This is a genomic window from Actinomyces sp. SKVG-SVH-4(1) (genome assembly GCF_048514265.1).
Taxonomy (GTDB): Bacteria; Actinomycetota; Actinomycetes; order Actinomycetales; family Actinomycetaceae; genus Actinomyces; species Actinomyces oris.
Genome location: NZ_JBGEVE010000002.1, coordinates 66,912 through 80,590, shown reverse-complemented (window position 1 = coordinate 80,590; position 13,679 = coordinate 66,912). Strand labels below are relative to the sequence as shown.

Below are 13,679 nucleotides of genomic sequence, written 5' to 3'. Positions count from 1 at the left end.
ACCACCCACCGGTGTCGGCCCCGCCTCGTGTCTCGTCCTGGCATCCCTAGTTGTTGTGAGTCATGAGGTTGTAGTCGTGGGTGAGGGCAGCGGGACTTGAGCTGTCAGAATGAGTGGCGCTGAATCATCGTTCTGACAGTAGAAATCCCCGCTGTCATGACCCACCGTAACGCTGTGTTGACGCCTCGGAGCCGCTACCGGCTCGTGATGCGTGTCCAGGCCGGTCGCCCCATCGCCCATGTAGCCGCCGAGGGCCGAGTCTCCGTCGCGGGCATCCCTGATGAGCCTCGTCGGGATCTTGACGTCGATCACTAATATGTGCATAGTCGTTTTCATGCCAACACGAAACGTCTATGTTTCAGAGGATGATGTGAGCCTTTTCGCTGAGGCGGGAGAGATCGCCGGCAGTCTCTCGACTGCCATCGTTGAGGCCCTCCGTGACTATGTCAAGAAGCATGACCACTCGGCCGAGGGCTATCAGGAGATCGAACTGAAGCTGTCTACGGGCGACGTGGATCGTCGGGTCACGTTCGTCGGTCGACGCCTGGTGCGCCTGACGAGACCGGATCCTGAGGGGACCCGCATCGACACGGTCTACCTCACAGCCAAGGGCCAGCTGGCTGTAGCGACAAAGGTTCAGAGGAGGCTGCCGGACTGGACTGCTGGCCAGGACGACCTTTGGTCCAACCCGGAAACATGGAGTCGGAACTTCTGGATCGCCGGGAACAGAACTCTGAGTGTCTTCCCAGACATTGATCACCTTCAAAAGGAGGATCCGGTTATGGCAGAGCAAGCCCGGGCGGCGCTGGCCACTCCGGCTCTCGAGGTCTTGGACATCTGACATGCAACCTTCAACCCCAAAACAGTACGTCCAGGCTCCTACTTTATCTGTCCTGGATGTTGCCAAAATATAAAATCGGAAGTTGCTACGAGGTGCCAGCACTTAATGGAGTATTTTGGCTCTTCAGTACCTAATGGAGTGGGTAACACAACTCTCGTCAGAATCGAAATTCATCCCTCTCCCTGGCCTCATCGACCAATGTGGCGACGAGTCATTTCTCCCCCATCCCATGGGAGGTCACCCCTCCACTAGCAGCATCGAGGCTGCCAACTACTAGTTACGTAAGGATCATCGACGAACCGGGGACACTTCTCCTCTGATAAGCCGGAGGACAAACCGCTGAAGACTGGTGATCTGCGACACCTGTGGGCAAAAGAGTCCGAGAACGCGACAAGGAGAAAAGGCTAGCCCCGTCCAAGCACAAGGCCAAGAGCAAACTCGTCGACGGACAGGTCACCACCGACTGGAACAAGACCCTGACCCAGTTCACCGCCGCCTACCTCAACCAAATCGATCTAAACCTTACACAAAACACTGGACAGGCTCGTGAGGGACTCACCGACTACCTCGTCGATATTATTTCAAACCTTGAGACGGTGGACTGGGAGATACCGGACTCATTTCCCAACGTCTGCATGAGGTCACCAGACCTTACGGCTGGAAATCCCTCGATTCAGGCTTGGCAGATCATGGCGATGGTGCCAGCGTCGCTCAGGTCCTGCAGACCGACCTGAAGCAGACAGTGGATGCGTCATCATAGCCAGGTCCGGATCAGTCAGGACTTCCTGGGTCAGCGTGGACACAGCAGACTGGTGAGGAGGCATCATAGGAGTACCTCCTAGTGAATCTTGATCGAGAAACCGGGTCCTATGATGCCTCCCTGACTCTCTTCTCAGCCAGGAACCTCGCAGGAACTACCACCACACTAAGAGACTCACCCCGCGTCTCGTCCTGGTGTCGCTGGTCGAGCGATCTGCTACTCCCAGGTGGCGGTCGCGGGGTCCACTCCCTCAGACCTGGCGCAGGCGTCGATGACGTCCTTGAGCCAGGCCGCCAGGCCCGGCTCACGCTTGTCGTAGTAGCGGGCATAGCGTTCGTCCGCCACATAGCCGCGGGCGATAATGACCTGCTTAGAGGTGGAGACCTCGAACCACCGGTTGAAGTCCTTGCGGTGCCACCGCGCCAGGGCATTGGCCTCGGGGCTGCCCGGTTCGACGCCGTTGCGCATCGCCTCGGCAAGCGCGGTCTCCAGAGCGACGGTCTCCTCGTGCGCCTGCACCCAGTCGGCGCGAGACATCCGAGCCTTGCGTTGGTAGGACTCGGCCCACTCCGGTGTATCCCCCCACTGGGCGCGGGCCTCCTCGACATAGACGGGGTCCCAGTCGGTCCCCCAGATCTCCGCCATCTCAGCCACGGAGATCCTCGCTCCCAACTGATGTATATCGATCACCATGTCGATGGAGCTGAGCTTGTGCTGCAGGTGGGAGATCTGTCCTTGCACCAGCTCGCGCTGACGGCGCAGGTGCGTCAGTGCATCGGCGCCCGGCTCGTCAAGGACTGCCTTGATGTCGGCCAGGCTCATGCCGGTCTGCCGGTAGACGAGGACCTGCTGGATGCGCATGATGTCCGCCTCGCTGTAGAGCCGGTAGCCGGCGGCACTGCGCTGGGAGGGATGCACCAGGCCGGACTCGTCCCAGTGATGCAGCGCCCTGACGCTGACGCCCAGGAGCGTTGAGACCTCACCGACCGTCATGGCGATGTCAGCATCGTCCGACACGGCATCGACCGTGGCCTCGGCTGCCGTGCCAGGCCTTTCAGCTCCAGCATGACGGTGTTGAGAGTCCTTCACCGTAGTCTCCTTCCTCAGTACTGGTTCCACCTGGCGCGTGTCCGGGTGCGTGTCGTCCACCGTGGAGCCTCCCGCCGCGTGAGGGTCAATTCCGCGCGGTCACCACGAGGTTATCCACAGGCGGCCGGTTCACTGTGGCGCCCGCGCCCGGTTGACGTCCACGATGGCATATGGCTCGTTTTGTCCCGGTACCCGGCCACGCCGCCGTGGCCCATCTGTCCGCCCGCCCGCTGACCCCGGTTCTGGGCACGCTTCCGCCTCAGGACATGGAGGTGCTCAGGTGCGCCGGCCTCGATGCCCGGCTGTTGGTCAACATTCTGGGCAACTTGCAACCGGCCGACACGCTGCGCTCGGCCGAGGGACGTATGCGGGCCATTGCCGCTGCGCTGCCCTGCCGAGGTGTGCTTTTGGCGAGCACTGCCCTGTGGGTGCACGTCGGTGGGCCCCCACCCGACTCCCTGGAGGTGAGCCTGCCCGGAGGTCGTCGGAGTCGACTGCCCTACCTGGTGACTAAACGAGGTCGGCTGCCCCACTGCGACACGACCGTGATCGGGGGTATCACCTGCGCCACGATCGCCCGAGCCGCCGTCGACATCGCTCGTCTGGGGACACCGGTGCAGGCTGTGCAAGCCATCCTGACCGCCCGCAACCACGGAGTGAGCCGAGTCCGTCTCCTGCTCACGCTCAACCACTGTCGCGGGGCTGCCAGCAGAGGCTGCCCGCGGGCGCAGCACATCATCGAGGAGATCATGGCCTGCGTGCCGTAGCAGGCGCCCAGGACCATGGCACTCAGTTGGAGCGGCGCGCGGCTGACAGGCTTCTGCGCGCCTCGAAGACGCCGTCGATACGACGCAGGGCCGCCAGCGTGTGGTCCAGGTGCCCGACCTCGGCCAGCTCGACGACGAACCGCCCGGTGACCACCCGGTCCCGGCTCGTGGCGATGGAGGCGCTCACCAGGTTGACGTGGCTGTCTGCCAGCGCTCGGGTGATGTCGGCGAGCAGGCCCCCGCGGTCCAGGGCCTCGACCTCCACCTGGACCAGGTAGGCCGACTGGGCGTGATCCGCCCAGGAGACGGTGATGAGGCGCTCGGGCTCGCGCTGGAGCTGTTCGACGTTCTGGCAGTCGGCCCGGTGCACTGAGACACCCGAACCGCGGGTGATGAAGCCGACGATGGGGTCACCCGGCATGGGGGTGCAGCAGCGCGCCAGCTTGACGTAGACGTCGCCCTCGTCCATACCGGCGACGACGACTCCGGCGTCGGCCGTACGCGGCCGGCGGTGCATCGTGGCCCGGGTGGGCAGGATCCCCTCCGCGAGGGTCTCCTCGGCGCCGTCCTCCCCGCCCATGGTGGCCACCAGGGTGTCGACGACGTGCTGGGCCGACACGTGTCCCTCACCCACCGCGGCGTACAGGCCGTCAATGTCGACCTTGTCGAGGGTCTTGGCCACGTTCATGAGGGTCTCGTGGCTCATGAGGCGCTGCAGGGGAAGGTTCTGCTTGCGCAGGGTGCGGGCGATGGCGCCCTTGCCCTCCTCGATGGCCTCCTCACGACGCTCCTTGGAGAACCACGAACGTATCTTGTTGCGGGCCCGGGTGGAGGCGACGAAGGAGAGCCAGTCGCGCGAAGGTCCGGCGTTGATGGCCTTGGAGGTGAAGACCTCCACCGTGTCACCGTTCTCCAGGCGCGTGTCCAGGGGCACCAGTCGGCTGTTGACGCGTGCGCCCACGGTGCGGTGGCCGACCTCGGTGTGGACGGCGTAGGCGAAGTCCACCGGGGTGGCTCCCGCCGGCAGTGCGAGGACATCACCCCGGGGGGTGAAGACGTAGACCTGGTCCCCGGCCATCTCGTAGCGCAGGGCGTCGAGGAACTCGGTGGGGTCCTGGGTCTCCTTCTGCCAGTCGACGAGCTGACGCAGCCAGCCCATGTCGCCCTGGTCGGAGTCTCCGGGCCTGCCGCCCAGGGCGCTGGGGCCCGAGGCGTTGGGGTCCTCCTTGTAGCGCCAGTGCGCGGCCACGCCGTACTCGGCCATACGGTGCATCTCGTGGGTGCGGATCTGAATCTCCACCGGCTTGCCACCCGGCCCCACGACAGTCGTGTGCAACGACTGGTAGAGGTTGAACTTGGGGACGGCGATATAGTCCTTGAAACGTCCGCTCATGGGGGTCCAGCGCGAGTGCAGGGAGCCCAGCACCGCGTAGCAGTCCTGGACGGTGTCGACGATGACTCGCAGCGCCACCAGGTCGTAGATATCGTCGAAGTCCTTCCCCCGCACGATCATCTTCTGGTAGATCGAGTAGTAGTGCTTGGGCCGTCCGGTCACGGCGCCCTTGATCCTGTTGACCCTCAGGTCCTCCTCGATCTGAAGTCGGACCTGGCGCAGGTACTCCTCACGAGCCGGGGCCCGCTCGGCCACCATGTGCTCGATCTCCTCGTACACGCCAGGGTAGAGGGCCTTGAAGGACCGGTCCTCCAGCTCCCACTTGATCGTGTTCATCCCCAGGCGGTGGGCCAGGGGCGCATAGATCTCCAAGGTCTCCTTGGCCTTGCGGGCGGCGTTCTCCGCGGAGACGTACTTCCAGGTGCGGGCGTTGTGAAGGCGGTCGCCGAGCTTGATGACCAGCACCCGGATGTCCTTGGACATCGCGATAATCATCTTGCGCACCGTCTCGGCCTGGGCAGCCTCACCGTACTGGAGCTTGTCGAGCTTGGTGACGCCGTCGACGAGCAGGCTGATCTCGTCGCCGAAGTCGGCGCGCAGACGCTCGAGGGTGTAGTCGGTGTCCTCCACGGTGTCGTGCAGGACGGCAGCCGCCAGCGTCTGGGCCGTCATTCCCAGCTCGGCCAGAATGGTTGCCACCGCCACCGGGTGGGTGATGTAGGGCTCCCCCGACTTGCGTCGCTGACCGGAGTGAGCCTTCTCCGCCACCTCGTAGGCGCGCACGATGAGGCTCGTGTCGGCCTTGGGGTGGTTGGCGCGCACCGCGCGCAGCAGCGGCTCGATGGCCGCCGGCGTGGAGTGTCCCCGGGAACCGAACCACGCCAGACGGCTGCGCACGCGCGAGCCGGGGACAACACTGTCACCTGACGTATCCGGGGTGTTCTTCGTCTCCGTCATTGACGCATCATATAGCGGCCGGCACACCGAGGCGTGCCGGCACTGCCGGTGAACGTGCGGTGTCGCGTCCTTCAGAATCACGACACCGCACGAGAAACAGCCCCGGCCACCCGTCGAGCAGCAGGCCTGCGACGAGCTGCCGCCTCAGAAGATGACGATCGAGTCGACCTCACGCCCCTGGAGCTGGCGGCGACCGCCCAGATCGGACAGCTCCAGCAGCATGCAGATGGCCTCCACCGTAGCGCCGGCCTGCTCAATGAGGGAGATGGAGGCGGCGGCCGTCCCACCGGTGGCCAGCACGTCGTCGATGACCAGGACACGCGCACCCTTGGTGACGGTCTCGGGCCTCAGCTCCATCCGGGCCGTGCCGTACTCGAGTGCGTAGTCCACACCGATGACCGGGCCGGGCAGCTTGCCGCCCTTGCGCACCGTAATCATGCCGACCCCGAGCCGAACCGCCAAGGGCGCCGCCAGGATGAAGCCGCGTGACTCGAGCCCCGCGATCGCATCGATCCGACCCCGGTAGTGATCGGCCAGCCCCTCGACGAGAGCGGCGAAGGCCTGACCATCGGCCAGGAGCGGAGTGATGTCCCGGAAGAGGACCCCCGGCTCGGGGAAGTCGGGAATCTCGCGCAAGTGGCTCATGACCAGCCTGGTCAGAGACTCGGGCACCGACTCGGAATGGGCCACGGGAGCGGTCATCTGCGCTTCTTCTTCCTTTTCGGCTGAGCCGCCACGCCGAGGTGGTGGCCGGGAGTGACTGGTGAGGCGGCCGGAGCCGCGTCAATCTTAGCCAGTTCCTCGGCGTCGTCACCGGCCTCGTCCCGACGGTGCTGGCGCGCCGCGGCGACCTTGGCGGCCTGCTCCTTGATGCGCTTCTCACGTGAGCGCAGGTCCACCAGGAGGGGGGTGGCCAGGAAGATCGAGGACAGGGTTCCGGCGATCATGCCGATGAACAGCGTCAGGGCGATGTCGCGCAGCGTTCCCGCCCCCAGGATGAAGGCGCCGACGAACAGCAGCGAGGCCACCGGGAGCACGCCAACCACGGAGGTGTTGATCGAGCGGATGAAGGTCTGGTTGACCGCCAGGTTCGCCAGCTCGGCGTAGGTGGATCGGCTCTGGGACTCGAAGTCCTCGGTGTTCTCACGGATCTTGTCGAAGACCACCACCGTGTCGTAGAGGGAGTAGCCCAGAATCGTCAGCACACCGATGATCGTGGCCGGGGTGACCTCGAATCCGGACAGGGCGTAGATGCCCACGGTGACGATGATGTCGTGGCACAGGGCGAGCAGGGCCGCCGCCGCCATCTTCCAGGTGCGGAAGTACGCCCAGATGAGCAGTCCGACGAAGATGAAGAACAGGACCAGTCCTCGAACCGCCTTCTTCGTGACATCGGAGGACCAGGTCGGTCCCACAGTCGTCGCTGAGACGTTGGAGGCATCGGTCTTGTAGGCGGTGGCGAGCTGACCGGCCAGCGAGTCGAGACGCTGCTTGCTCAGCTCAGAGGTCTGCACCCTCACCGACGACGACCCCATGGTCGTCACCGAGGAGCCGGCCGCCAGGTCGCTCTTGGAGAGGACCTCGTTGGCAGGACGCTCTGAGGGGGAGGACAGCCCCGTAACGGTGATCTCCGAACCGCCCTTGAAGTCGATGCCCGGAGTCAGTCCCACAGTGCTCAGGAGCGTGGCCGAGCCAAGAATGATGACGACGGCGATGAGATACCAGATCTTCCGTTTACCGACGAAAGGGATGGATGTCTTGGCCGAGTAGAGCTCGTTACCGAGCGTGGCGAGAGACTTCACTTCGTCTCACCGTCCTTTCCCTTGTCGGCCGCGGCATCGACCGCATCACCTTCCTGCTGCTCAGCATCATCGTCGGCGGCCTCGCCGTCGGACTCCTCATCCGCGCCCTCCGGGCTCTCGGCGTTCCTGCGGGCCTCGGCCTTGCGGCGCGCCAGCGACCCGGTCACGCGGTCGGCGACGGCCTCGCGCCCCTTGCCGTAGGTCGAGGACGTCGCCCCGAGGTGCTCGGGGTCGAGGCCGGAGAGGCGGTGCCCCTCGCCGAAGAAGCGGAATCGGACGATCCACTCCATCATCGGGTGGGTGAACAGGATGATGATGGCCAGGTCCACGCACGTGGTAACCCCCAGGGTGAAGGCGAATCCCTGCACCCCGCCGACGGCCAGGAAGTACAGGACGATCGCGGCCACGAGGTTGACGGCGTCGGAGACGAGGATCGTGCGCCTGGCGTGCTTCCATCCCTCATCGATCGCGGTCCTCAGGGTCCGTCCCTGACGCACCTCGTCGCGGACGCGCTCGAAGTAGATGATGAAGGAGTCGACCGTGATGCCGATGGAGATGATGAGTCCAGCCACCCCTGCCAGGGACAGGCGGTACCCCATGGTCGCGCTCAGTGCCGCGATGACCAGGTAGGTGCCGGCCGCTGCCACCACCAGGGAGGCCACGGCCACCACCGCCAGGCCGCGATACTGCCAGGCCAGGTAGAGGATGATGAGGGCGAAGCCGATGAGTCCGGCGATCAGGCCGTTGCGCAGCTGCTCGGTTCCCAAGGTGGCGGAGATCTGCTGCTCGGACTGCACCGTGAAGCTCAGTGGCAGCGAGCCGAAGGAGAGCTGGTTGGCCAGCGTGTTGGCCTGGTTCTGGGTGAAGCCACCGGTGATCTGGACCCGTCCGTCGGTGATCGGTGAGTGGACGGTCTCGTTGAAGCCGGAGGCCATGATGGTCAGGCCGTCCAGGACGATGGCGAACTGGGCCTTGTCCCCGCTGCTCTGAGCCTGCGGGTTCTGAGCGCCCTGCGCGCCGGCGGCACTGGCCTGGTCGCGGTAGGCCAGCAGCCGCTTGGACAGCTCGGCGAACTTCTTGGTGCCGTCCGCATTGAAGGCCAGCGAGACGACCCACTGCTGGGTGGCTTGTCCTCGCGAGTCGGTCTCCAGGCCCGAGTTGGCGCTCTTGAGCTCGGTGCCGGTGATCTCGGCCGGGCCGAGGATGTAGGCGCCTTGGTGCTGGGAGCCGGCCTCCTTGGAGCAGGAGATGACGGCGACCTTGGGGTCCTGCGTCTGACCGGTGAGGTTCTTCGGGTCGGAGCAGTCGGTCATGTAGCCGTCGTAGAGGAGCTTCTCGGTGATCCAGGAGTCCGATGAGTACGTCTTGTCCTGAGCCGGAAGCGGGTCGGAGGAGATGACCCCGTCCTGGTTGACATCCGCCAGCTGCTTGGCGATCTCCTCGGGAGTCCTGGGCTGTGCCGTCGACTGGGCCGTGGGCTGTGCGGTGGGGGCCGGGGTCGCGGCCGCCTGCTCGCCCTGGCCCGAGCCCTCCTCGGCGCCCTCGGAGTCCGCCGCCGGCTGACTCGCCTCGCTGCCGGCGCTCGGGCTGGGCTGAGCCGCCTGCGCCGGGGTCGGCCCACCAGAGGGGTTCTGGCTGGCGATGTTCTTGGCGGCCTGCTGGGCGCTGCCCGGCAGGATGCGCAGGACCGGGCGGAAGTACATGACGGCCGAGGTGCGCACCAGCTCCAGGGTGGCCTGGCTGGGCTTACCGGGCAGCGAGACCACGATGTTCTGACCGCCCTGGCGGGAGATCTGCGCCTCGGAGACACCGGAGGCATCCACGCGCTGGCGAATCACCTCGATGGCCTGCTCGACGTCGTTGTCACTGATCGCCGAGCCGTCAGAAGTGGTGGGCGTCAGGATGAGCTGGGTCCCGCCCTCCAGATCGAGGGCGAGGCCGGGGGTGAGCGAGGCCTTGTGCCTCATGCTTCCCGCCACGAGCGCACCGAAGCCGATGACGAGGACGAGGATGAACATCAGGAGGCGGCGCCCTGGGCGCTTTCGCTGCTTACTGGACACGTGGTCCCTTCCTGGAGTGGAGTGTGCTCGAGCACATGGCCCGAAGGCTGAGGTGAGTGTGGGGTAGGGATGCTTGGCGGGCACCACCGTGAGACGCACCGTTTCCGGTGGACTCGGCGAGTCTGGTCGCCAGGCGCGGGTGGGGCGTGCAGGGCTCCGCGGGGAGCCGCCGCGCTCACATCGTGGGAGGACGTTCGGTTCGCGGCATCAGGACTGCGGCTCGGCCGCGTCCTGCTCGGAGTCCTGGATGCCGTTGTCAGTCTGCTCGACGTCGGAGCCGGACTCCTCGTGGGCGGAGGCCGAGCCGAAGGGCGGCTCCTCGATGGCGGCGATCGCCCGCTTGCTCCACAGGGTCTCGTCGCCCAGCGGTGTGGCCAGGGTGACCACGTCGCCGTCGACCTCGACAACCGTGCCGTAGAAGCCGCCGATGGTGCGAACCCAGTTGCCGGGTACCAGGCCCTTCTCGGTACGGCGCTTCTGCTCCTCCTGCATCGCGCGCTGCCTGCGGCTGACGAACCACATCATCAGGAACATCCCGATGAGCATGATCCAGATGAAATACGACGACATGGAGGCCTCTTCCGTTTCGACTAGGCAGTCCCGGCTGATGCAGACCTACGACTGTCACAGGCCGGCGGTGGCGAGTCTATGGCACGCGGGCCAGAGCCTTACCGACCGTTGGCGAGTGGTCGGGCACAACTGGGTACCAACCGGTTACAAAATGGTCACATTACCCGGTTGTCGCTCAGGAGAACAATGATCCGTCGGCAGGGGGCTCGAGTCCCAGATGGCTGTAGGCCGCCGGCGTGGCCGCCCGCCCCCGCGGGGTGCGCACCACGAGCCCCTCACGCACCAGGTAGGGCTCGGCCACGGTCTCCACCGTCTCGGGCTCCTCCCCCACGCTGACCGCCAGCGTCGTCAGCCCCACCGGGCCGCCGCCGAACCGGGTGCACAGGGCCTCAAGCACCTGGCGGTCCAGACGATCCAGGCCCAGGGCGTCGACCTCGAAGACGTCCAGGGCGCCGCGCGCCGCCTCCAGATCCAGCCGACCGGGACGCCCGTGCACCTCCGCCCAGTCCTGGACCCGGCGCAGCAGCCGGTTGGCGATTCGGGGCGTGCCGCGCGAGCGTGAGGCCAGCTCCTTGGCGGCGTCCGCCTCCAGGCTCACCCCCAGCAGCCCCGCGCTGCGCGTGAGGATACGGGTGAGCTCGCCCGGCCCGTAGTAGTCGAGGTGCCCGGTGAAGCCGAAGCGGTCCCGCAGCGGCGCCGGCAGCAGCCCCGCTCTCGTGGTGGCCCCGACGACGGTGAAGGGAGGCAGGGACAGGGGGATGGAGGTGGCGCCGGGTCCCTTTCCCACGACGATGTCGACCCGGAAGTCCTCCATCGCCAGGTAGAGCATCTCCTCGGCGGTGCGTGCCAGGCGGTGGATCTCATCGATGAACAGCACATCCCCCTCCTCCAGGGAGGACAGGATGGCCGCGAGGTCTCCGGCGTGCTGGATGGCCGGCCCCGAGGTCAGGCGCAGGGAGCCGTCCACCTCGGCGGCGATAATCATGGCCAAGGTGGTCTTACCCAGCCCAGGCGGCCCCGAGAGCAGAACGTGGTCAGCGGTCACTCCACGGGCCAGGGCCGAGCGCAGCACCACCGAGAGCTGGCCTCGCACCACCTCCTGCCCGGTGAAGTCCTCCAGGCGTTTGGGCCGCAGGGCCGCCTCGGCGGCGCGCTCGGTGGCGTCGGCACCGCCACCGACCAGGCGCTGCCCATCGAGCTCATCGGGCTCAGCCACGGTGCCCGCCCCCCAGCCACCTCAAGGAGGCCCGCAGCACCGCCGCCGTGTCCGACTCCTGGCCTTCATCGGCGGCATCAGCCGTCACGGAGGAGACCGCCTGGTGCGCGCTGGCCTCGTTCCAGCCGAGCTGCACCAGGGCGGCAACCACGTCCGCGTGGGGCTCGGGACCGCCGTCGCTCATCGCCTCCACCCCCTGCGCGCTCTGCGCAGCAGTCTGCGCGGCCCCCAGATCGTCCCCGGTGACAGGGCCCAGCTTGTCGGCCACGTCCAGGATGACGCGCTGAGCGCCCTTGGGTCCCAGGCCGGGTACCCGCGTGAGGGCGGCGACGTCCTGGGAGGCGATGGCCCGCCTGAGCGCGTTGGGCGTGTGGACGGCCAGCATCGCCAGCGCCAGCTTGGCTCCGACACCCTTGGCGCTCATTAGGGTGCGAAAGCTGTTCCTCTCGTCGGTGTCGGCGAAGCCGAACAGGGTCAGCGAGTCCTCACGGACCACCATCTCGGTGTGGACGAGGGCCTCCTCACCGACCCTGAGGCCGGACAGCGTGGTGGGCGTGGCCTGGATGCTCATGCCAACGCCGCCGGTCTCAATGACGGCACAGGTCAGGCCGACACTGAGGACAGTGCCGCGCAGGGAGGCGATCATGGGCGACTTCTCCTGGAGTTCTCAGCGGATCGAGCGCCCTCAGGCATCTTTGACGGAAACCGACGGGGCTCGAACAGACGTTCGGATCCTAGCAGCCCGACGTCGGCGGGGTCCTCAGCGCCGCACCCGTCGCGGGTCGACGGCGCCGGTGCGCCGGGCCGCGGCCTGGGCGGCGGCCCACTGGCGCTGTGCCGGCGTGCGGGCCGAGACACGCACCGCTCCCCCGGCGGAGACCATCTCGGTGGCGTCATCCGTCCCCGTTCCGCCGCCTCGCCAGCCGTGGCAGATCGCCTGCGCCAGGGCGTCGGCGGCGTCGGCCGGCCGGGGTGGGGCGGCGAGGCCGAGGATGCGAGTGACCATGGCCTGGACCTGAGCCTTGTCAGCCGTGCCCGAGCCCGTGACGGCGGCCTTGGCCTCACTGGGCGTGTGCTGAGCGACCTCCAGGCCCGCGCGCGCCGCTGTGGCCATCGCGGTCCCCATGACCTGGGCGACCCCGATGACCGAACGCAGGTTGTCCTGCGCGAAGACCCGCTCGATGGAGACCACCGACGGGCCCAGGCGGGCGATCCAGTCCTCAATGGCCTCCGTGATGGTCAGCAGCCTCAGCTCGGGGCTCTGGGAAGGCGGCGTGCGAACCACGCCGACCTCCACCAGGCGCACCTGACGGCGAGGGTCGACATCGACGCATCCCAGACCGCAGCGGGTCAGTCCGGGATCGATTCCCAGGACCCGTTGCTGGGCGACGACGGCGCGAGCCGAACGCGGCCGGGGGCCGGCGAGGTCCAGGGGCTCAGTCCTCGTCGCCGGCGAACTCGGCGGCCACCTCCGGGCTGAGGTCCACCGAGGTGTAGACGTTCTGGACGTCGTCGGAGTCCTCCAGGGCGTCGATGAGGCGGAAGACCTTGCGGGCTCCTTCGACGTCGACCTCCACCTTGGTGCCGGCGACGAACTGGACCTCGGCGGAGTCGTAGTCCATCCCCGCCTCCGTCAGGGCGGTACGCACGGCGACGATGTCACCGGGCTCGGAGTAGATCTCGAAGGACTCGCCCATGTCCTCGACCTCCTCGGCGCCGGCCTCCAGGACGGCCATGAGGATGGAGTCCTCGTCCACGCCGTCGGCCTTGGCGACCTCGACGACGCCCTTGCGGGTGAAGTTGTAGGCCACCGAGCCGGGGTCGGCCAGGTTCCCGCCGTTGCGGGAGAAGGCCACGCGCACGTCGGAGGCGGCCCGGTTGCGGTTATCGGTGAGGCACTCGACGAGGAAGGCGACCCCGCCGGGGCCGTAGCCCTCGTACATGATGGTCTGCCAGTCGGCGCCACCGGCCTCCTCGCCGCTGCCGCGCTTGACGGCGCGGGTGATGTTGTCCGCCGGCACGGAGTTCTTCTTGGCCTTCTGGATGGCGTCGAACAGAGTGGGGTTGCCGGTGGGGTCACCACCGCCGGTGCGGGCGGCGACCTCGATGTTCTTGATGAGGCGTGCGAAGAGCTTGCCGCGCTTGGCGTCGATGGCGGCCTTCTTGTGCTTGGTGGTGGCCCACTTGGAGTGACCCGACATAAGTGCTCCTTGGGAGTCGATAC

13 protein-coding genes are annotated in these 13,679 nt (G+C 66.8%); 3 read left to right on the top strand and 10 right to left on the bottom strand.

Translation table 11 applies throughout. The features are described 5' to 3' along the window. Positions 1 to 334 precede the first annotated feature (334 nt). The gene (locus tag AB7V09_RS02325) at positions 335 to 841 is read left to right on the top strand and encodes an EXLDI protein (RefSeq protein ID WP_419142813.1); all 507 of its coding nucleotides are present in this window, start codon (positions 335 to 337) and stop codon (positions 839 to 841) included. A gap of 365 nt (positions 842 to 1,206) precedes the next feature. Further along, entirely contained in the window at positions 1,207 to 1,575 is a 369-nt protein-coding gene (locus AB7V09_RS02320; RefSeq protein ID WP_419142812.1) for a hypothetical protein, read from the top strand. A gap of 242 nt (positions 1,576 to 1,817) precedes the next feature. On the opposite strand, the gene AB7V09_RS02315 is transcribed toward AB7V09_RS02320, so the two are convergent. Further along, positions 1,818 to 2,690, bottom strand: a complete 873-nt coding sequence (locus AB7V09_RS02315) for a MerR family transcriptional regulator (protein ID WP_419142811.1) — start codon at positions 2,688 to 2,690, stop codon at positions 1,818 to 1,820. Between the two features lie 170 nt (positions 2,691 to 2,860). On the opposite strand from AB7V09_RS02315, the gene AB7V09_RS02310 reads away from it, so the two are divergent. Then, positions 2,861 to 3,457, top strand: a complete 597-nt coding sequence (locus tag AB7V09_RS02310) for a hypothetical protein (protein WP_419142810.1) — start codon at positions 2,861 to 2,863, stop codon at positions 3,455 to 3,457. Positions 3,458 to 3,479: 22 nt separating this feature from the next. On the opposite strand, the gene AB7V09_RS02305 is transcribed toward AB7V09_RS02310, so the two are convergent. The 9 genes from AB7V09_RS02305 to AB7V09_RS02265 form a co-directional block, all read right to left on the bottom strand. Then, positions 3,480 to 5,807 carry a RelA/SpoT family protein gene (locus tag AB7V09_RS02305; RefSeq protein ID WP_419142809.1) on the bottom strand — a complete coding sequence of 776 codons (2,328 nt, stop codon included), beginning with the start codon at positions 5,805 to 5,807 and terminating at the stop codon, positions 3,480 to 3,482. Positions 5,808 to 5,951: 144 nt separating this feature from the next. Next, positions 5,952 to 6,509, bottom strand: coding sequence for an adenine phosphoribosyltransferase (locus AB7V09_RS02300; RefSeq protein WP_004564814.1), 558 nt, complete (start codon positions 6,507 to 6,509; stop codon positions 5,952 to 5,954). After that, positions 6,506 to 7,609, bottom strand: coding sequence for a protein translocase subunit SecF (gene secF / locus AB7V09_RS02295; protein WP_419142808.1), 1,104 nt, complete (start codon positions 7,607 to 7,609; stop codon positions 6,506 to 6,508). The genes AB7V09_RS02300 and secF overlap by 4 nt, the downstream gene beginning before the upstream one ends. Further along, positions 7,606 to 9,669 carry a protein translocase subunit SecD gene (gene secD / locus AB7V09_RS02290; protein ID WP_419142807.1) on the bottom strand — a complete coding sequence of 688 codons (2,064 nt, stop codon included), beginning with the start codon at positions 9,667 to 9,669 and terminating at the stop codon, positions 7,606 to 7,608. Before secD ends, secF begins: the two co-directional genes overlap by 4 nt. Before the next feature lie 207 nt (positions 9,670 to 9,876). Next, a complete protein-coding gene (gene yajC / locus AB7V09_RS02285; protein WP_279013755.1) occupies positions 9,877 to 10,239 on the bottom strand; it encodes a preprotein translocase subunit YajC in 363 nt (120 codons plus the stop codon). A 175-nt stretch (positions 10,240 to 10,414) separates the two neighbouring features. Further along, a complete protein-coding gene (ruvB, locus tag AB7V09_RS02280; RefSeq protein ID WP_009405798.1) occupies positions 10,415 to 11,455 on the bottom strand; it encodes a Holliday junction branch migration DNA helicase RuvB in 1,041 nt (346 codons plus the stop codon). Further along, positions 11,448 to 12,101 carry a Holliday junction branch migration protein RuvA gene (ruvA, locus tag AB7V09_RS02275; protein WP_419142806.1) on the bottom strand — a complete coding sequence of 218 codons (654 nt, stop codon included), beginning with the start codon at positions 12,099 to 12,101 and terminating at the stop codon, positions 11,448 to 11,450. Before ruvA ends, ruvB begins: the two co-directional genes overlap by 8 nt. A 114-nt stretch (positions 12,102 to 12,215) precedes the next feature. After that, a complete protein-coding gene (locus AB7V09_RS02270) occupies positions 12,216 to 12,821 on the bottom strand; it encodes a crossover junction endodeoxyribonuclease RuvC (RefSeq protein WP_279013783.1) in 606 nt (201 codons plus the stop codon). 70 nt (positions 12,822 to 12,891) lie between these two features. Further along, the gene (locus tag AB7V09_RS02265) at positions 12,892 to 13,656 is read right to left on the bottom strand and encodes a YebC/PmpR family DNA-binding transcriptional regulator (RefSeq protein ID WP_004564807.1); all 765 of its coding nucleotides are present in this window, start codon (positions 13,654 to 13,656) and stop codon (positions 12,892 to 12,894) included. Between the last annotated feature and the right edge of the window lie 23 nt (positions 13,657 to 13,679).